We start from the raw sequence: 19,726 nt of genomic DNA on the forward strand, positions 1-19,726 counted from the left end.
GCCTTTCTATCGTTACATTAATATCGATAAATAAATATCGTAAACAGGAAGTGCATTTATGAAACAGTCACAAAGAACGAAAAAGCTTCATTTTAAAGATATTTCCTGTTCTCAGCCCAGGAAGATAAGCCATCATCGTATAGATGATGCTTTCCTTTCAATGAGTTTTCAAGGGAAGCAACGGATGATTTCTGTTCTTTCTCATAATCCTGTTCAGGCCATTCAGGCCTATAATCTTCAAAGGACAAGTGCCTCCGTTGTCCTGCATGCACGGACTCCCAAGGCTCTTCTGGTTTTTACGGGTCCTCCTTGTCAAAAAGAAAAAGATAGGGAACACTGTCAGCGATTTATGCAGTTTTCCGGACAGAAGATCATCTGCGGAGGAACTACTTCGAATATTGTAGCCCGGGAACTGGGTCGAAACATTGAGACAACAATGGCTTCAGGGACCCTTCCCGGAATCTCAATGATGGAGGGAGTGGACCTGGTGACAGAGGGAATCCTCACAATGTCCAGAGTACTGGAATATCTGAAAAATCCTCCGTCTCATGAGACTAGGAATGCAGCTAGCCGGCTTGTTGATCTTTTGAAGGGAAATGACAGCATTACTTTCATGGTGGGAATGCAAAAGAATCTGGCTTATTCCGACCCAAAATGGCCGGTAGAGCTGGAGTTGCGGAAGACTGTTGTCAAAGGGATCGCCAGAATACTGGAAGAGGAATATCAGAAAAAAATTGAAATTGAATTCATATAAGAGTGGTAAGAAATGAAAAAGATTGATGTGGAAATCTGCTTTGGAACAACCTGTTTTGTTTTGGGTGGATCCCAGCTCCAGGACCTGGAGAGAGTTCTTGGAGCTGATTTAAGGGATAAGATCAATATTATTCCGCGGAACTGCTTGGGACTCTGCAAGGATGAAAAATACAACCAGGCCCCCTATGTGAAGGTGAATGGTCAAATCGTTGATACGGCATCCATAGAGAGGGTTATAGATAAAATTAAGAGTGAGATTGATGAGTAATATAAAACTGACGAGTAATTTGAATAAACAGGTTTTGGTAAAGATTATCCAGGCCTTTGATTCCGAAGATTTCCCTACATCAGCCTATCAGATCCCTTTCAAGATGCGTCCAAAACACAGTGACCCCCACTATCGGTGCTGTATCCATAAGGAGAGGGCGGCCATCAGAGAGAGAGTCATTGCAGGTCTTGGGTTTTCAGTTGGCGAAGATGACCAGATAAAGCTTCTTTCCCACTACGCTCAGGATGCGGTTGAACGGGAGGAACTGGACGGAGAAGTTCTTACAGCCATTGATACAGCCTGTCAGGGTTGTGTACCCGTTCGCATTCACGTGACCGATATGTGTCAGGGTTGTGTGGCCCAGTCCTGTGTGGCATCCTGCAAATTCGGAGCCATTAAAATCAATAATTCAAAAGCCGAGATCGATGCCGATTTGTGTAAAAATTGCGGAAAATGCATCAATGCCTGTTCTTACAGCGCCATTGCAAGACTCCGTGTTCCCTGTGAGGAGGTCTGTCCGGTCAAGGCCATCAGTAAGAACGAACTGGGTGTTGTGGAAATTGATTATGAACGCTGCATCAGCTGCGGAGCTTGTGTTTCCGGCTGTCCTTTTGGAGCGATACATGAGAGAAGCCAGTTGATCGACATCTTAAAATCAGTCAATAGTGATGTTCCGGTTGTGGCCCTCATCGCTCCCGCTTTGCAGGGTCAGTTTCCCGAACCCATCAGTAAACTTGCTACGGCTTTGACAAGAATCGGGTTTTCCCATATTCAGGAAGTGGCAGAAGGAGCCGATCTGACCACTTTGCATGAAGCCAGGGAGTTTGCAGAACGAATGGCCCAGGGAGAGTCTTTTATGACGACATCCTGCTGTGCCGCCTATCGGGAGATGGTGGTCAAGCTCGCTCCGGAACTGGAACCCTTCGTTTCCGATACACCAACTCCCATGCATTATAGTGCCAAAATAGCCAAGGAACGTTTTCCAGGATGCATCACTGTTTTTGTGGGACCCTGTGTGGCCAAAAGGAAGGAAGGTTTAAAAGATCCCTATGTGGATTATGTCATGAGTGTCGAAGAAATGGGTGCCTTGTTTGTTGCTAAGCAGATTGAACTGAGTGAATGTGAAGATTATGAATTTGCTGTCCCCAGCTCCAGCGAAGCCCGGGAGTTTGCTATTTCGGGAGGGGTCAGTAGAGCCGTTGCGGCCGCCGCCCCCGAGAGTGCTCCCATAAAACCCTTTTGCATAGACGGGTTGGATAAGAAGGCCATTGCCCTGCTGAGATCATTTGCGAAGAAAGGGACATGCAGCGAAGGAAATCTTATAGAAGTCATGGCTTGCCAGGGAGGATGTGTCGGTGGTTCGTCCATTCTGAATAATCCAAAATCTGCGGGAGTCAAAATCAAAAATTATGCCTCCGAAGGCCAGTCGGTATGTCGAATTCCCGATGCGGTCAATGTATAAAATGCCGGGAGAAAAGTTGAGTTTTCTCTTTTCTCCCCGGGATTTGGACATATTTATGAAACAGTTCAATATTGAGTAGAGTTAATTTGGACCTCTGAGATTTTATGAGATTTCTTGGAAAATCCGAACTGTCTGTTTTTCATTTTTGGAAAGCCTGATTTGGGTTTCATTTATTTCAATGTTTAAAGGTGCATCTGCTGTTAATTGTACGCTTTGATCTGATGGATCATAGTGAACTTTCAGCAGAACTCCTTTGTGCAGCAGGGAAAAGGAAATCCTACCCCAGTTCCTGGGGAAATCAGGATTCAAATGCAATACCCCCGCCGAGATTTCCATATGGGCAAAACCATAGAGTAAGGCGATTCTGGCTCCCCCCATGGCGGCCAGGTGAATTCCGTTATCCGTATTTCCCTCCTTGTCTTCCAGATCAAGGAACAAGTTCTTTCTAAAATAGTCTTCAGCCTGTTCCTGCCTGTCTCCAAGGGCTGCAACTGCCGATTGGATGGCAGAGGATAGGGAGGAGTCCCCGCTTGTGAGAGGCTCATAATAGTCAAAATTGGAAGCAAAAACTTCCTTATCAAAATACTGTTTCTGCAGGAGGAGCCCCATGATGACATCGGGTTGTTTCATGACGCGGTGGCGGTAAATCTTGAGGGGATGATAGTGGAGGAGTAGGGGCCTTTTCTCCAGAGGCGTATGCTCCCAGTCCCAGGGACTCTTTTCCAGAAATGAATCATCTTGTTTGTATATGAGGGAGTCCTCAACTTTCGGTAGATAAAAATGATGGGCTATATGCCGCCAGGAGTTGATCTCCCGGATGCTCAGATTCAGCTGTTTTATCAGTTTTGCTGTCCATTCTGGAAACTCATCCAGCAGTTCCAGGGCTGTGGCATGGGCAAAGCTCAGATGTTCTCTGGCCATCAGATTCGTATAAAAGTTGTTATTCACCAGTGCCGTATACTCATCCGGCCCGGTGACACAGTGGAGACAGTAGCCTTTACCCGGGACGTCAAGGGCAAAGGCCGCCCAGAAACGGGCCGTTTCGAAAAGCATTTCCGCACCGCCTTTTAAGAGAATATCCCTTTCTCCACTGTGGTCCAGGAAGCTTTTCAATCCCCATATAATATCTGCATTGATATGAAATTGAGCAGTCCCTGCGGGGAAAAAGGCCGAACATTCTCTCCCGTTAATGGTCCTCCAGGGGTAGAGGGCTCCAACTTCTGAAAGTTCTTCAGCCCTGTCCCGGGCTTCCTTGAGATGGGCAATCCTGTATTCTACAAGAGTCCTGGCACGCCGGGGATCTATATTATTCAGCGCTCCTTGAATATAAATATCGGCATCCCAGAAGGTGTGGCCGTTATAACCTCCACTGCTCAGTCCTTTGGCGGCTCCGCTCCGAGCAGGATCTGTTCCTGTCGACTGGAGGAGCCCATAGCTGTTGTAGCGCAGGGCTCTGGTATATTCGGGTTTTCCCTCGATGATCGTATCAGCTTTCTTCCAGAAGTCTTTCAGGTAATTTTCTTGTTCAGAGCAGATTTTCTGCCAATCCATTGGGAAGTTCTTCTGCTCATCCCTTACTTTTTCAGAAGGCAACCCTGAGGGGGGATCGGCTTCAAAACGAGCCATCAGCAATCTGGAAGATTCCGATGATTCATCTAAATCTATATCCTGATACAGGGTTTCGTACTGATTGGACTCTATCCCTTCATAACGTGAAAACCTATCGAGGCAGACCGTGCATCGGTAACTCAAATTACTGGAGGTGGTTGTCTCTTCAATCATGCATCCCCGGGAAGTGACTGTGTAGTCACTCTTCCTGAAAAGATCTTTTTGAAGAGATTCCATTTTACGGGGATCGCCGCTTTCTTTACTTTCAAGGTTTGGAGGTCCTATCCTTCTGGTAATCCTGTATTTCCCCCTGCCTTTCAGTGTTATTCGGCTGTAAAGACACTGTGAGTGTACAAGGGAGGTGAGCACTTCTTCCTGGATCAATAGGTCTGAACCATCAGAGCCGACGATCTGACAGCTCGTCTTCCGGATACCCTTTTGCATATCCAGTTCTATGGTTCCTTTTGAAATATCCAGAGCCTCATAGCCTGAGGCTGTCGCTTTACTGACCTCCCAGTTAAGTACATCTACAAGGGGAATCATTACCTGTTGCATCCCGGGGTATCCGTATGCTTTTTCTCCGTAAGTAATGGGGGTTGTCTCATAAAAGCCATTGATGAATGTCCCCGAAGTTTGAGAACTCCCGGGGGCATTGGCCTGAACTCCTAGAAAACCATTGCCGCAAAACAGGAGAGTCTTCAACTCTGGCATTAAGCGGGAGTCCCCAAAATTTCTGGTGATTGTCCAAAGAGTCTTTTCGTTCTTCAAATGATCCCCCCGGATGATCAGCCCTTAACAGATCCGGCCATAAGGCCTCTTACAAAGAATCTCTGTAGACCAAAGAAGACGGTCAGCGGAATGATCATACTCAGGAAAGCACCGGACGTGAGAAGATGCCAATCCTGTCCTTTTTCTCCAATCATGGCAGCCAGGGCGCTTGTGACAACCCTGTTTTTATCTCCCAGGAAGACCAGTGCCACAAGGTAGTCGTTCCAGACCCAGAGGAACTGGAAAATGGCAAAACTGGCTAAGGCCGGGATGGATAAGGGCAATACAAGGCGTACAAAGGTTACAAAGGGAGTGGCTCCGTCCAGATAGGCCGACTCAAATATATCCCGGGGAAGTGTACTGATGTAGTTGTAGAGCAGATAGACTGCCAGGGGGAGGCCAAAACCAGTATGGGCCAGCCACATACCTACAAACGTTCCATTGAGACCCCACCGGGTATAGTCTCTTAAAATGGGGATCAAGGCTATTTGCAGAGGCACAACCAGAAGTGCCACTACCATGATAAACAGAGGTTTTCTTCCGGGAAATTCCATCCAGGCAAAGGCATAAGCCGCAAAGGCTGCAATAAGAATGGGGATTATCGTTGCCGGAATGGCTACGGCAATAGAGTTTAGTACGGCATCTGCAAAATCGTTCCCTTGCCGGGTGATTGTGTTTCCTTCTCCATCGACAAAGTCTACCGTACCCCCAGATAGGACATCTCTATAGTTCTGCAGGGTTAAATTGGCCCCGAATCCTATCCATTTTTCCTCGTAGACTTCAATTTTTCGTGATCTTTTATTCCCATACCAGCGGAGAGTCCTATTTTCGGATACGGCTATTCCTTCACGCCAGTCGGCAAAGTCTGCTGTCACTCCCTCCAACTCGATGGGAGCATCGGGATTCGTGTCTGCCGGAAGTTCAAATTCAGCGGTTTTTACAAAATCTTTATGAGGGAGAACCGACCACCAACCAGAGCTGTAAATATCTTTGGAATCTCGAAAGGATGTTACAAAGACACCCAAGGTCGGTATCGTCCAGGCGGTAACAATTACAACGAGAGTTATCAGTACCAGAATTCGTCCTGTTAGGGACTTTCTTGTTTTGATCATATGGCTCATTTCAATACCTTCCTATCCCTGAATTGTTTTAGGTTGTAGGCTAAAACAGGAATTATGACCACGAGAAGAACGATGGCAATAGCCGAGGCTTCACCAGAATTTCCATAGGTGAACTGCCTTAAGTAAAACTCATTGGCCATAACATTTGTTCCGTAGTTTCCTCCGGTCATGACTCTGACAATATCAAACAGTTTCAGGCTGAAAATCAGAATAGTTGTGGTGACTGTCACAATGGTAGGCATGATGTAGGGGATGGTAATCCGGAAAAATATGGTCAATCCATTGGCACCGTCTACACGTGCTGCTTCATTGATTTCATCGGGTATCCCTTTTATGGCAGAAGAAAGGATAACCATGGCATACCCCGTCTGCAGCCAGACCATAATGATGATCAGGAGAAAATTGTTCCACACAGGCAGAAGAAGCCAGGCTTGAGCCTCCCCTCCAAAGGCGGTAACAATGGCATTCAGGAGTCCAATTTCTGTTATATTGATCCCTTCTCCTTTATAGGCATACATGAATTTCCAAATGACCCCGGCACCTACAAAAGAGATGGCCATGGGCATAAAAATGAGGGATTTGAATATTTTCTCTGCCTTGCTCTTATCGGCTAAAACCGCAATGAGTAATCCTGTAATAATACAGAAAGAGGTTCCGAAGACCATCCACAGCAGGTTGTTTCTGAAACTCTCTATCATGATCGGATCTGTGAAGGCAAATTTATAATTGTCAAAAGAAACAAAACCGTTTCCATTCGCATCAGCAAAGCTGAGTCGCAGTGAACGAAGTGTCGGAATAACCAGGGCCCAGAAGAGCATAACCACGGCGGGACCAGCAAACACTACGGCCACTGCAGTCGATCGGATTTTGTGGGGCATCGATTCTGCTACCGCATTCAAAACAAAATAGAGCAATGCCACTGAGCCTAGTCCCCAGATGACCGCAAAGATTGTCATGAATACTTTATAACTCTGCATATTCTGAAGGATCGCAAATCCTCCAACCAGAACCCCAAATGTGAGTAATACAAGGGCTACTAAAACACTCCGATTCCATTTTGAATCGATTCTTTGGCTCATAAGGGTCTCCTCTTTATAAAGGAATAGAGAGGATGGTCATTCATCCTCTCTAATATTTACATCATTCTGGCCAAGAGGCATCAATGGCCTTTACGGCCTGATCCAGAGTTTTTGTTCCGGAAACATAATCGGTCATTTCTTTCCAGAATGAACCGGCTCCAACCTGACCGGGCATTAGGTCTGATCCGTCAAAACGAACACTGGTCGCATTCTGGATGACTTCTGCAACCTTTCTGTCAACAATATTTGTGTACCAACTCAACTGAGAGTCTTTGTGGGGAGAGATGGCTCCCCCTGCTTTGACCCAGCCTTCTACAGAGGCGCCTGTGGCAAAATACTGCATAACCATCCGGACTTCAGGTCTGTCGTTAAACATGGCATAAATGTCACCGGCTACCAGCACGGGTTTTCCATACTGAGGATCTACGCTGGGAAGATAGAAAAAGTCATAATCTTCTCCGGCTTTCAGGTTGTCTGGAAAAAAGGATGTGATGAAGTTCCCCTGTTTGTGCAACCAGGCTTTAGGTGGTTTTTCAAACATGACCTTGGGAGCATCTCCAAAACTGGTTGTGGCAATCCCTTTCCGTCCACCGTAAACCATTCCGTCAGCAAACCAGATTGAAGCCATGGTTTCAATGGCACCACGAACTTCTGGGCTGTCAAATTTTAGTTCTCCCGAAACCCATTTGTCATAGTTTTCAAGACTTGTGGTGCGGAGCATCATTTCTTCTACCCAGTCTGTGGCAGCCCAGCCTGTGGCTGCACCGGATTCTATACCCACGGCCCAGGGGCTGTCTCCGTCGGAGATAATCATTTTTTGGAGGCTGACTAATTCTGCCCATGTTGTCGGTACTTTATATCCTGCTGCATCAAACTCTTTCTTGTTATACCAGACCAGAGACTTTCCGTTTACACGGCCCCAAAGGCCTGCCATTATCGGTCCGTCAGGAGACTCCATTGTGGCCATATCGAGCCAACTCTGTATGTAATTGGATTTTACTTTTTCCATATCCAGGACTTTGTTCAAGTCTATGACGTAGCCTTTGGCAACGAAGTTGTTGAGTAGCCCTGGCTGAGGAAAGTCTACGATGTCGGGAGCGTTTCCACCTTCTATACTGATCCCGATGGAGGCTTCAAATTCTTTTGAACCTTCGTATTGAATGTCGATTCCTGTCATCTCTTCAAAGGATTTGACGGACTGCTCGAATTTGATGGCATCATTGTCTACAAAAGGTCCAGCCATTGTAACAACTTTACCCCGTACTGCCGCATAGGCATCATCTGCCATTGCCGTTTCTGATGCAGCAGGACTCGCCTCTTTCTGGCCTGCTGCAAAGACTGCAGTAGAAAACATCAACAATGCGATGATCAGAATACCAATTTTTTTCATACTCTACTCCTTATCTATACAACCCTTGGGTTGTGAAATACATATTAGGTCGTTCCTCTCTCTATGAGCTCTACTTGAAGGTTTACTTTTTGTATGGCATTGCTGTTGCCAGTGATCAGTTCCAGAAGGAGCTTTGCGGAAATCCGCCCTGAATCTCCCAGATGCTGGGAGATGGATGACAATCCCATCCAGTCTGCCGACTCTATATCGTCGAATCCCAGTACGGCCAGGTCTTCGGGAATCCTGATATTCATTTCCCTGGCGGCTTTCATAATTCCAATTGCCTGGAGATCACACATGGCAAAGATGGCCCTCACACGGTTCCCCTCGTCCAGAAACTTACGGAATACTCGGTGTGAGTCCTCTACCGTGGTATTGGATTCCATGATCAAAGAGTCAGGAAGGGTGACTCCTTCATCTTGTAAGGTCTCCATATAGCCCTTCAGTCTCAATTCTGAGGGGTGACAACTATAGGTGATGCTTTGGTTTTCATCCCCCATAAAAGCGCAAGGGAGGTAGTTCTTCTTTATAAACAGCTCGGCTGCCATCTGGCCGCCCCGCTGATCATCTGCAAGAATTCTGCTGTAGTTTTCATCATCTGATTCAATCATAACCACATGAAGATCAGATGCCTGAAGAAGGCGATTTTGAGCCGGAGTCAGATGGATAGACATGAGAATGAGTCCGTCCAGTCGTCTTGTGAAGGGGACAGAACTCAAATATTCAGCAAGCTGTTCCGGGCTTTCTATGGTGTAAATAATGACTTCGAAGTTTTTTTCTTTGAAGTAGGGGATCATGCCTCTCAATCTCTCTACAAAAGAAGGGGCAGGAAAGAAGGGGGTCAGAACTCCCACTCTGCGGAATGACCGGCTGGCATTCGAACCCGCATTACCCTGACGGATATAGTCGAGTTTTTCCATGCTGGATGATATTCGGAGACCCGTCTCTTTCTTGACGCTCTCCGGGTTATTGAGATAACGGGAGACAGTTGTAATGCTTACTTCTGCATCCTCGGCTACATCGTAGATGGTTGCTCTTTTATTCATAACATCCTATTTAAAAATAGATAGAAAGAACTTTTATGAAAGTACTTTCATGTATTGAAAGAATAAACCCTTTCAAAGAGATCTGTCAAATTCTAATTCTTAATAATTTCTCCTTCTAGTCTGCTAAAAAGAGAATTGCTGTGTGTCTATTCCGCTTCTTCACAGAAGATGGATCTGCCTGTATTATAATAACCCAATAGGAGACTCATATCATGATCACTAAGGCGCACAAATTAAGTTATGCAGGTTTTCTCTGGCATGGTATTTTTTTAGCACTCACGGTGACCTTTACAGAGGTAAACTCTGTATTGCCCGCTTTGGTTCTCCAAATAGGAGGCTCTGAAGTACACATTGGGTTTATAACGGCCATCATGATCGGTTTTCCTCTGATCTCACAGCTGCTATTTGCGCCTTTTATCCAATCCAGGAAAAGAAAGAAGCCCTTCCTGTTGGCGGGATTGTATGCCAGAATGTCCGCTCTTTTCGGCATAGGTCTGCTTTTGAACAGTGTTGACTCCTTTTCACCTTCCATCGTTCTGATTCTTATTTATTGCGGACTCACCGTCTTTACTCTCTCGGGTGCTTTTTCCGGTATCAGCTATGTTTCCCTCATAGGAGTCACCATTCCAAAAGAACTGAGACATAAGTTTTTTCTACATAAACAGGTGTTCTGGAGCCTGGGTGTGCTAATTTCGGGAGTTCTCACCCGGTATGTCCTGGCCGGGTTTTCAGGAACTCAAAAATATACATTTCTGTTTGCTCTCGCTTCATTGATGCTGGCTCTAGGATCAATCGGATTCTGGATGATCAGAGAACCGGATGTAGCTCTTGGGGCGGAAACAACTGCCCCCACGACTCCTGGAATTAAGGGAGTTTTCTCATCCATGAAGGTCATCTTGAAAGAGGATAGAACCTTCAGATTCTATTGCATTGCCATAAATCTACTCTCTTTATCTATCGTGATCATTCCTTTTTATCTCCCCTCTTTGATGAGGCATTTTTCTCTTTCCCCTCAAATCATTGGGACTATCGTTCTTCTCCAGATGGGCGGGATGGTCCTTTCTAATCTTATTTGGCCGAAGATCATTAAGCCCCTCGGTTTTAAAGGTCTTTTGAAGATTCAGGCTACGGCCAGTCTGTTTATTCCTTTCTTGTTGACCATCCTTCTTGTAAGCGGAATTGGCCCGGGTGTTATCTATGTTGTTTTCCCTCTCTTGGGAGCCCTGGCAGGGGCTCATAAAATGTGCGGAGAAGCTGTTTTGGTTCAGATTAGTCAGGAAGATCGGAGGGCTCTATATTCCGGAATCTACGGTGCTCTGAATTTGAGTAGTGCTGTGGCGCCTCTCATTCTTGGATTTCTCCTCAGGGATATTACATTCCTTCTGCTTTTCCCGATTCTGGGAGTTTTCTCTCTTTTAGCCATCCCAATTGTCAATAAAATGATATGCCCAATAGATGTGGTAAAGGCTCAAGACGATATGATTTCAAGGAGTTGAGCTTGTCCTATCCATTTTTGAAAAATGGCGGTAAAGAAAGTAGGTAAGGAGTACGGCAATGCCTTTATCGGTAAAATTGATCAGAATACGGGTAAACAGGGCCGAGGTGAATATAGAATTCCCCGTATGTATGATGGCCTTGACGATATCATCGGCTACCAGGTTGGTGAAGCCTTCAAATAGAAATGTCACAATGACAGCCCCCAGGATGGAATTTCCAAGGGTCAATACAAAAATAATCCAGATGACTCCTATGGGAGTATTGAGAAACCCTTTTCTTACCATTACAGCTGTTGCTATGGCAGTGAACATATTGACCAAAGCAAAGGGATAGAAATTGCCGGGGAACCCCATTAACACTTCGTAAAAAAGATTTGACAAAAGTCCTGTGATAATCCCCGGGACCAGACCAAAGAAGGCTGAAATCATGATTGTAAAGAAAGAGTCAAAAAATAAGGGAAGGGACAGAGCGTCGTTCATCATGAACAGGAGTCCATTCATTCCTACTGCTACAACAATGACGGTCGTCGTCACAGGCAGAGGTTTTTTTATGGGTAAATTACTATTGATGACCATGAATAAAAGATACCACGTACGCTATTCTGGGTAAATATTTTTCGCAGGAAACAAACAGCCCAATTTGTATTTTTTTCTTTTGACTCTGTTCCCATTCGGTCTTGTAGGTTCACATTTAAATTGAAAATTCTGTTGAATATCTACCTGATCGTGGATTTTGTTTAAAAAAGAGAGTGAATCAAATCTCCCCTAAGGGAGCTTCTCATGGTAATATGTTGAAGTTTCCTGTTTTTTCGGAGGGTTAATGAGGGGTCCTTTCAGATACATACTATTATTCTTGCTCCTCCTACAAATGCCTTTCTTAACAGCCCAGAATCAAGAACTTGAAAAGTCCCCTCATTCAGTTTTGTTTCTCTTTTCTTATCATCCCGGACATGAGTGGGAAGATGTTCTGTATAAGACTCTCCTGGAAGGGATGAAAGAGAATCTTCCCGGTGTGGATCTCTTTGTGCAGTACATGGACAGCAAACGCTATTCCCTGGAGGAGAGAGCTGATTCTATTTTGACTCAACTCAGAACTGATATCCCTTCGGATTTGCTCCTCATTGTGGCTGTCGATGATAATGCACTTCATTTCCTGACGAATAAGGGGCAGGATCTATTTCCCGGGGTTCCCATAGTTTTCTGTGGAATCAATGATTACCCCCAATTTCAGGACAAGCTGAAATCTCCACATACGGGTGTTATCAGCCGGGTCAATCTTCAAGATACTCTGAAATTGGCACAGAGTCTGATTCCCGGGGTTAAAAAAGTTTTTGTAATATCAGATGCCACTCCCACGGGCTATGGGAACAAACAGATGGTTGAAGATCAGGCCCGTGATTTACAGGGAGATCTGACTCAACTTGACTTCCACTACATTGACCATCATCATTTTAGTACAGATGAATTGCTCTCATGGAGTGGAACCCTCAAAAAAGATTCTATTATACTCCTAACCAGTTGGTATCGTGATGAACGCGCTACGTTTATTAGTGAAAAGGAGTTTGTCAGGAGATTGCAGAGGGCCACTTCAGTTCCGGTTTTTAATCTGCTCCACATTCGTCAGGGAGTTCTGGGAGGAAAGGTTACATCTGGAGAAAATCAGGCAAAAATAGTTCTGGAGCAGATCAACAGCATTGTGAAAGGATCAAATCCTTCCTCTATTCCTATCGTTGATACAGATACCTCTATTTATGTCATTGATCATGAGAGGATGAACTACTGGGGATTCAGGGAGTCTCTCCTTCCAGAGGATGTCCTGTTATTGAACCAGTCTCCTGTTACGAGTTACAGAATCACAATACAGCTGCTGGGATTCTCAATCCTGGTACTTCTTCTCATAATGCTGACACTTATCAGGCAATCTATACTCTTAAATAAATCTTCTATAGAAGTGGAAAAGCAAAAACAAATACTATTTACGACCCTGAATTCTATTGGGGATGGTGTGATCTCAACAGATCGTGAATCCACTGTGACCTTTCTAAATGAAGTTGCCCAAAGAATAAGCGGTTGGAGCCTTGAAGAAGCGCTCAGTCAGCCACTGTCTCAGATCCTCTCCCTCCAAAGAGATCCTAACGGAGAGTCGCTGATAGATCCGGTTCAGAGGATTTTAAGGGGCAGCCCCGTTCATGTGCAGGAACAGGATACAATGCTACTTAATCGTCATGGACTGAACATCCACATCTTGGTTCGTATTTCTCCTATCCATGATCCAGAATCAGGGACTCTTTCGGGTGTCATTATCGTATTCCGAGATATCTCAGATTCTGATAAGATGCAGCAGAAACTGCACAATGAGCAAAGGAGACTGAGAGATGCCCAGGCCATGGCCATGGTGGGTAATTGGGAGTATGATCCCGAATTTGACCGCTACTGGTACTCTAAAGAGGTTTTCACCCTGACAGGAATTCATCCCAATGATGATGAAATACCCGAGTCGCTTGATCTGATGAAAATAATATTTTCCCAATGGAAGAAAGATGTGCCCCTTTCCGCAATGTTTCATAATGAAGACAGTCTCGTTAAATCGCTGATGACCATTCCCTCTAAGGATGGAAGCCGCATTCTTCATCTCATGGCCCGCCTTGCCAGAAATCCTGAGTCTGGAAAAATCATTGTCACAGGAATCATTCAGGACTTTTCTGAGTTAACCCAGACCAGGGCCGCCTTGAAAGCCAGTCAGGAACAACTTCGTCAGGCGGCCAGAATGGAAGCCGTTGGTAAACTGGCGGGAGGCATTGCACATGAATTCAATAATCTTCTCCAAATCATTCTGGGGTATAGTCAACTCCTGAAGGATGAAGCGGCAGGACAGCAGATAGTGGAGTATGTGGAACCCATACTCAAAACAGCAGCCAGCGCCCGGAATCTTACGAGACAGCTGCTGCTGTTCAGTAGAAAAGAAAATCTGGATATGGAAGCTTTTTCAATGTCTCGTCTCGTCTATAATCTGATTCCCATTTTTAGCCGGCTTTTAGAAGAAAATATTCAGCTGAAGTCCGATCTCCAGGGCGGAGATGATTGGGTTCTTGCAGATCAGCATCAGATAGAGCAGGTTCTGATCAATCTCTGTCTGAATGCCCGGGATGCCATGCTTCGCGGGGGAATCCTCACAATCAGCCAGTCTATTGAATCTACTTTCAGGTCTTTTCCCGGTATTGATGGAACCATTCCTGCAGGGGATTATGTCCATCTAACGGTCCAGGACAATGGATCTGGAATCGATGAGAGTATACTTCCAGAAATCTTTGATCCATTTTTTACCACGAAAGAGAGAGAGAAGGGGACAGGCCTCGGCCTCTCAATTGTCTATGGCATCATCAGGCAGCATAAGGGGTATCTTAACGTAAAGACGGACCCGGAGAAGGGTAGTAGTTTTCATATTTACCTGCCAAGAATAGAACCCATTGTCAGCACTTCCAAGAAGGTGACACTTCATGAGAATCATGAAGAACCAGTGGTGGATACAATCGTTTACATGGCAGAGGATGATCCAATGGTCAGGCAGTTGACGGAGACGATGCTAAGAAACAGCGGCTATATAGTTAAGAGTTTTATGAATGGGAAAGACCTGATTGAAACTCTTGAAAAGAAGCAAAAGGACGCAGAACAGATCGATTTATTCCTTTTAGACGTTATTATGCCGGAATTAGGCGGTGTTCAGGCATATCACAACCTCAGATCTTCAGGGTATGATGTGCCCGTATTATTTATGAGCGGTTATACGGAAGAACGATTGAAGAATCTGCCTGAGTTTCAGAATGTCGGTCTCATTCGCAAACCCTTTACATTGAAAGACCTGACCGCTCGTATACAGGCGCTGCTGGCTTAGATCCTTAGTTAGGACACGAGCATGAACCTGCAAGACTCCCAAGGGGACAAGGCAGTGAAATATCCGGGGCTCCTTTGGAGCCTATAGAGTATGAAAGGAAAATTATGGAACGTATTATAAGCTCCTATCACAGCATCATGGAAAGCATGAAAACCGGTGAAGGGACCCTCTATGTTTGCAAGAGCAATAAACGCATCAGTGATTTAGAGTCATTGGCTAAATCTAAGAATATTACAGTGACGGACATTACTCCCGATCAGATGAATAAAATGAGTGGATCTGATGGTCATAAGGGTGTTCTGTTTGTCCAGACAGTCCCCAAAAATTCGCCTGGGTCGACTCAGAAGTACGGAGATCTTAAGAACTTTCTCCAGTGTAAAGAGGGGGAAGAACAGCTCCTTGTTCTTCTATTAGATGGAATTACAGACCCCCATAATCTGGGAGCCATTCTAAGATCTGCCGATCTCTTTTCAGTAGACCTTGTTTTGATTCCTGGAAACAGAAGCGCCGGGATCAATGCTACCGTTGCCAAAGTATCAGTGGGGGCCCATGCCTGGGTTCCCTCGCTGCAGATCAGCAATTCCGCCAGGGCTCTTGAAACTTTGAAAGAGAATGGGTTTTGGGTCTACGGTGCCGATATGGGGGGCTCTACAGCAGCCAAGACAGACTTAAAAGGCAGAACCTGTCTGGTCCTTGGTTCTGAGGGGAAGGGAATCTCCCGTCTGCTGAAAGATAAATGTGACACCATGGTCAGCATACCCACTTCCGGGCATGTGGACTCCCTCAACGTTTCTGTTGCGGCGGGTATTCTAATGTATGAAGTTATCAGACAAAGAGGCTGAGATCCTTTCGAGGCCCTCTCTTAATAAGGAGCGGGGGCAGCCGAAATTCAGGCGGAAAAACCCTTCACCACCCTGACCAAACCAATGCCCCTCAACCATAGCAATTTTCCCTATGCTGAGGAGGCGTTCTTCAATCTCTTTGTGGCTGAGTCCCATGTTTCTGAAATCCAGCCATCCTATGAACCCTGCATCGGGTCTCATCAACTTAACACCGGGCATTTCAGTTTCAAGAAAACGTTCAATGAGAGAGACGTTTTCCCTCAGGTACGCTTTCAGTTCCAAAAGCCATTCTGATCCCTCTTTGTAGGCTGCTTCACCAATGGCCAGAGCCAGTGCTGATCCCTCTTCACAACTGAATGCCAATTGAGCATCTGTATAAGCCTTTCGTTTTTCCTGGGAGCCAAAAACGGCAACGGATAGTTTTTCCCCTGCGATATTAAACGTTTTTGATGGTGCCATCAGTGTCATTGCATTATTCGCACATTCATCCGAGAGGGAAGAGAAGGGGATATGCGGTCTATTTCCCAATACAAGGTCAGCATGGATTTCATCTGAAATTACAAAAACTCCATATTTAAGGCAGATTCGGGATAGTTCTGTAAGCTCTTTTTTGCCCCAGACTCTGCCTCCCGGGTTATGAGGACTGCAGAGCAGCATCAGGGAACAGTCCCGACTGGAAACTTTTTCTTCCAGATCATTATAGTCCATGACATAACGGCCGGCTTCCATTTTCAATTCATTGATCAAAGGCCTTCTGTTATTTCTGATAATCATATTTCTAAATGGCTGGTACACAGGTTCCTGGATAATAACCGATTCCCCTGGTTTTGAGAAAAGATGAACAGCCAGGCTCATGGCGCCAACAATTCCCGGTGCAAAGCAGACTTTAGAAAGAGGAACATGCCAATTGTGTTCGGTTGCTGTCCAGGTCTGCCAGGCTTTGAGGAATTGATTGGAGGTTGCCGGGTAACCGAAAATTCCGTGGTCGGCTCGTTGTTTCAGTGTTTCGCTGACAATGGAAGGAGAAGCAAAATCCATATCGGCCACCCAGAAGGGCAGGACATTTTCATCTCCGAAACGATTTTTGAGAGTTTTACTGTCCCATTTGGCTGCGTTGCTATTTTTTCGGTCAATTATTCTATCAAAATCCATTCTGTACTCTCCTGAGTTCAAAGACTGTTTATTATACTGATACCTATCAGTGTTGTTACAGCAGCCAGAGAGGTCGTCACCATGATGATTAACGCCGCAAGATCGCCGTCATTGTCCATGGATTCGGCCATAATATGGCTGGATAGGGCAGTGGGAGCACCCATAAAAAGAAATACTAATCCCAGTTCCTCCTGATTATATCCCTTATTGTAAAAAATTATGACAGCTATTACGGGCAGGATGACAGTTTTTATCAAGGCGGAATACAGGGCCAGTTTTCCTTTCTCCCTAAATCCTTTGGCAGATAGAGATCCTCCGATATTGATCAAAGCCAGAGGCAGAGCCAGGTCGGACAGGTAGGCCAGGAGCCGTCCTAGGATCACAGGGACGGGTATTTTTAAAAGGGAGAATCCCAATGCTGCCAGAACGGAGAGAATAATAGGGTTTTTAATTATGTTTTTCAGAGATGTTACAAGGCCTTTTACAGACATACCGTGTTGGGGAAGAGTAAGGGCTATGACAGATAGAATATTAAAGACGGGTAACATGACAGAAACGATCATGGCTCCCCGTGCCGCTAGATCCTCACCGTAGAGGTTCAGTACGAGAGCCAGTCCTATGATGGCTATATTCCCTCTGAATGCTCCCTGTGAAAAAGGTCCTCTTTGTGATACATCTGACAGCTTTAAGCTGACGAGGAGAGTCACGATCATAGTCACGACGGTGATGCTCAGCATGATGAGTATTTCGTCAAAATTAAAAACACCTGAGAAATCTAGCCCGGCAATCTTTAAAAAGATCAAAGCCGGTAATCCCAGTTTGAAGCAGATAATGGATGAACTCTTTTGAAAGGCTGGACCGATTACTTTTTTATGTTTCAGCATCGTTCCAATGACTATGAGAAGGAATACCGGGACGACACCCTGTAGTGTTTGGATTAAAACATTCATACCTCAGTTTTATCATTTGATGAAGCTCAGGGTAAAGCAATTGCTTAAAGCTTTATTTTCTTCCTGAAATATTCTGACATAAATAGCGAATGTGTAGACTTCTCATAGCAGATTATTATAGTATTTGCTACACAAACCAATATTATTTAGTTTTGGCGGGTTTCCCAAGGGAAAATCCCGTACAACAAGGAGAGCTCAATGAGTTATGATTACAGGAAGTATAAACCCTTCCCCCCAGTCTCACTGCCTGACCGGACATGGCCTGATAAGACCATTACAAAAGCACCATACTGGTGCAGCGTGGATCTACGCGACGGAAACCAGGCCCTACCCATTCCCATGAGTGTGGAAGAAAAGCTGGAATTATTTGAGCTACTACTAAAAATTGGTTTTAAAGAAATTGAGATCGGATTTCCATCTGCTTCTCAAACAGAATTTGATTATCTCAGAACCCTGATCGATAGGAACCTGATTCCTGACGATGTTACCATACAGCTGTTGACTCAGTCCCGGGATCATTTGATCCGCCGGTCATTTGAGGCGATAAAGGGTTGTAAAAATGTGGTTATGCATTTTTATAACTCCACGTCTACAGTTCAAAGAGATGTTGTCTTTCAAAAAGATCAGAAGGAGATCATCAAAATTGCCGTGGAAGGTGCAACGCTGATCAAGAAAATTGCGGCAGAGTATCCTGAGACCAATATCCGGTATGAATACAGCCCCGAGAGTTTTACCGGTACAGAGCTGGAATTTGCCAAGGAAATCTGCGAAGCCGTGATGGATGTTCTTGAACCAACTCCTGAGAATCAGCTGATTCTCAATCTTCCGGCTACAGTCGAAATGCATACGCCCAATATTCATGCTGATCAAATTGAATGGTTCAGCAGGAATATCAAAAATCGGGACTGTGTGCTCATCAGTCTCCATACACATAACGATAGAGGTACCGGTGTCGCCGCGGCTGAGCTGGGTCTTATGGCCGGAGCGGACCGAGTGGAAGGAACTCTTTTTGGAAACGGAGAGCGGACCGGAAATACGGATCTTATTACCATGGCTATGAATCTTTATTCCCAGGGTGTTAATCCGGAGCTGGATTTTTCTGATATAGAACACATCACAAAGGTATACAAGAGCTGTACCCGCATGAATGTGCACGAACGACACCCCTATGTGGGTGAATTGGTCTATACCGCCTTTTCAGGTTCTCATCAGGATGCCATCAAGAAGGGCTTGGATAAGTATAAAAGCGGTACTACAGGATTTTGGGATATTCCATACTTGCCTCTGGACCCTTCCGATATGGGGAGAGAGTATGAAGCCATCATCAGAATCAACAGCCAGTCCGGTAAGGGTGGAGTTGCCTTTATCCTAGATTCTCAGTTTGGCTATAAGTTGCCCAAGGCGATGCATCCGGAGTTTTCCAGGAAAATCCAGATGATCACCGATGAAACGGGGAAAGAACTCAAGGGAGCTGAGATCTTTGAGGAGTTCAGCAAAGAGTATCTGACTGTGAAGTCCCCCTGGTCTCTTGTGAAGTATGAAATCAAGGCCAGCATGGATGTGGATACGAACGGAGAAGAGAAAAATACTGTAGGAATCAGCTGCAGCCTGAAATACAAGGGTGAGCTGATGACTGTGGATGGGCAGGGGAATGGTCCCATCGATGCCTTTTTTCATGCTCTGCAATCAACATCGGCTCCCAAAGTACATTTTCTATCCTATGATGAGCATGCTCTTTCAGAAGGAGCGGACTCTCAGGCCGTTTGTTATATTCAGGTCGCAGATAGTAAGGGCCGCTCCTACTTCGGAGTCGGAGTAGACAGCAGCATCAATGCGGCGTCCCTTAAGGCTCTGCTCTGTGCTGTAAACAGGATTGAAGCCAACAGTAAATAATTGCTA

General features: G+C 45.3%; 15 protein-coding genes. 7 read left to right on the forward strand and 8 right to left on the reverse strand.

What is annotated here, in order from left to right; translation table 11 throughout:
* The first annotated feature begins 58 nt into the window (after positions 1 to 58).
* Genes EXM22_RS01035 through EXM22_RS01045 form a run of 3 tightly spaced genes read left to right on the forward strand, consistent with a single transcriptional unit; the run spans position 59 to position 2,483 of the window.
* A complete protein-coding gene (locus EXM22_RS01035) occupies positions 59 to 754 on the forward strand; it encodes a hypothetical protein (protein ID WP_149484724.1) in 696 nt (231 codons plus the stop codon).
* 12 nt (positions 755 to 766) lie between these two features.
* On the forward strand, positions 767 to 1,021 hold the full coding sequence (locus tag EXM22_RS01040; RefSeq protein ID WP_149484725.1) for an NADH-quinone oxidoreductase subunit NuoE family protein: 255 nt from the start codon (positions 767 to 769) through the stop codon (positions 1,019 to 1,021).
* Entirely contained in the window at positions 1,014 to 2,483 is a 1,470-nt protein-coding gene (locus EXM22_RS01045) for a monomeric [FeFe] hydrogenase (protein WP_149484726.1), read from the forward strand. The genes EXM22_RS01040 and EXM22_RS01045 overlap by 8 nt, the downstream gene beginning before the upstream one ends.
* A 102-nt stretch (positions 2,484 to 2,585) precedes the next feature.
* Here the strand turns inward: EXM22_RS01045 and EXM22_RS01050 are convergent, their stop codons facing one another.
* From EXM22_RS01050 to EXM22_RS01070, 5 genes are all read right to left on the reverse strand, one after another.
* Positions 2,586 to 4,859, reverse strand: coding sequence for a glycoside hydrolase family 65 protein (locus tag EXM22_RS01050; protein WP_149484727.1), 2,274 nt, complete (start codon positions 4,857 to 4,859; stop codon positions 2,586 to 2,588).
* Positions 4,860 to 4,876: 17 nt separating this feature from the next.
* Complete coding sequence (locus tag EXM22_RS01055; RefSeq protein ID WP_246157055.1) at positions 4,877 to 5,980, reverse strand: carbohydrate ABC transporter permease; 1,104 nt, start codon at positions 5,978 to 5,980, stop codon at positions 4,877 to 4,879.
* Positions 5,977 to 7,059, reverse strand: a complete 1,083-nt coding sequence (locus EXM22_RS01060; protein ID WP_149484728.1) for a carbohydrate ABC transporter permease — start codon at positions 7,057 to 7,059, stop codon at positions 5,977 to 5,979. The genes EXM22_RS01055 and EXM22_RS01060 overlap by 4 nt, the downstream gene beginning before the upstream one ends.
* A 61-nt stretch (positions 7,060 to 7,120) precedes the next feature.
* Positions 7,121 to 8,449, reverse strand: a complete 1,329-nt coding sequence (locus EXM22_RS01065; RefSeq protein WP_149484729.1) for an ABC transporter substrate-binding protein — start codon at positions 8,447 to 8,449, stop codon at positions 7,121 to 7,123.
* A 44-nt stretch (positions 8,450 to 8,493) separates the two neighbouring features.
* A complete protein-coding gene (locus EXM22_RS01070; RefSeq protein ID WP_149484730.1) occupies positions 8,494 to 9,495 on the reverse strand; it encodes a LacI family DNA-binding transcriptional regulator in 1,002 nt (333 codons plus the stop codon).
* 212 nt (positions 9,496 to 9,707) lie between these two features.
* Between EXM22_RS01070 and EXM22_RS01075 the strand changes: the two genes are divergently transcribed.
* Positions 9,708 to 10,991, forward strand: coding sequence for an MFS transporter (locus EXM22_RS01075; RefSeq protein ID WP_149484731.1), 1,284 nt, complete (start codon positions 9,708 to 9,710; stop codon positions 10,989 to 10,991).
* Here EXM22_RS01075 and EXM22_RS01080 read toward each other — a convergent pair.
* Positions 10,980 to 11,567 (reverse strand): hypothetical protein, encoded by a 588-nt coding sequence (locus EXM22_RS01080; RefSeq protein ID WP_149484732.1) that lies wholly within the window; start codon positions 11,565 to 11,567, stop codon positions 10,980 to 10,982. The two genes, EXM22_RS01075 and EXM22_RS01080, sit on opposite strands and share 12 nt — an antisense overlap.
* A gap of 292 nt (positions 11,568 to 11,859) precedes the next feature.
* Here EXM22_RS01080 and EXM22_RS01085 point away from each other — a divergent pair, with 292 nt between their 5' ends.
* Positions 11,860 to 14,883, forward strand: a complete 3,024-nt coding sequence (locus EXM22_RS01085; RefSeq protein ID WP_168203271.1) for an ATP-binding protein — start codon at positions 11,860 to 11,862, stop codon at positions 14,881 to 14,883.
* Between the two features lie 104 nt (positions 14,884 to 14,987).
* Positions 14,988 to 15,725 (forward strand): 23S rRNA (guanosine(2251)-2'-O)-methyltransferase RlmB, encoded by a 738-nt coding sequence (gene rlmB / locus EXM22_RS01090; protein ID WP_149484734.1) that lies wholly within the window; start codon positions 14,988 to 14,990, stop codon positions 15,723 to 15,725.
* Here the strand turns inward: rlmB and EXM22_RS01095 are convergent.
* Positions 15,693 to 16,877 carry a MalY/PatB family protein gene (locus EXM22_RS01095; protein ID WP_149484735.1) on the reverse strand — a complete coding sequence of 395 codons (1,185 nt, stop codon included), beginning with the start codon at positions 16,875 to 16,877 and terminating at the stop codon, positions 15,693 to 15,695. The two genes, rlmB and EXM22_RS01095, sit on opposite strands and share 33 nt — an antisense overlap.
* Positions 16,878 to 16,894: 17 nt before the next feature.
* Entirely contained in the window at positions 16,895 to 17,827 is a 933-nt protein-coding gene (locus EXM22_RS01100; RefSeq protein ID WP_149484736.1) for an AEC family transporter, read from the reverse strand.
* A gap of 198 nt (positions 17,828 to 18,025) precedes the next feature.
* Here EXM22_RS01100 and leuA point away from each other — a divergent pair, with 198 nt between their 5' ends.
* Positions 18,026 to 19,720 (forward strand): 2-isopropylmalate synthase, encoded by a 1,695-nt coding sequence (leuA, locus tag EXM22_RS01105; RefSeq protein ID WP_149484737.1) that lies wholly within the window; start codon positions 18,026 to 18,028, stop codon positions 19,718 to 19,720.
* Positions 19,721 to 19,726: the final 6 nt, after the last annotated feature.

The sequence above is a fragment of the Oceanispirochaeta crateris genome (assembly GCF_008329965.1).
In the GTDB taxonomy this organism is placed as follows: Bacteria; Spirochaetota; Spirochaetia; order DSM-2461; family DSM-2461; genus Oceanispirochaeta; species Oceanispirochaeta crateris.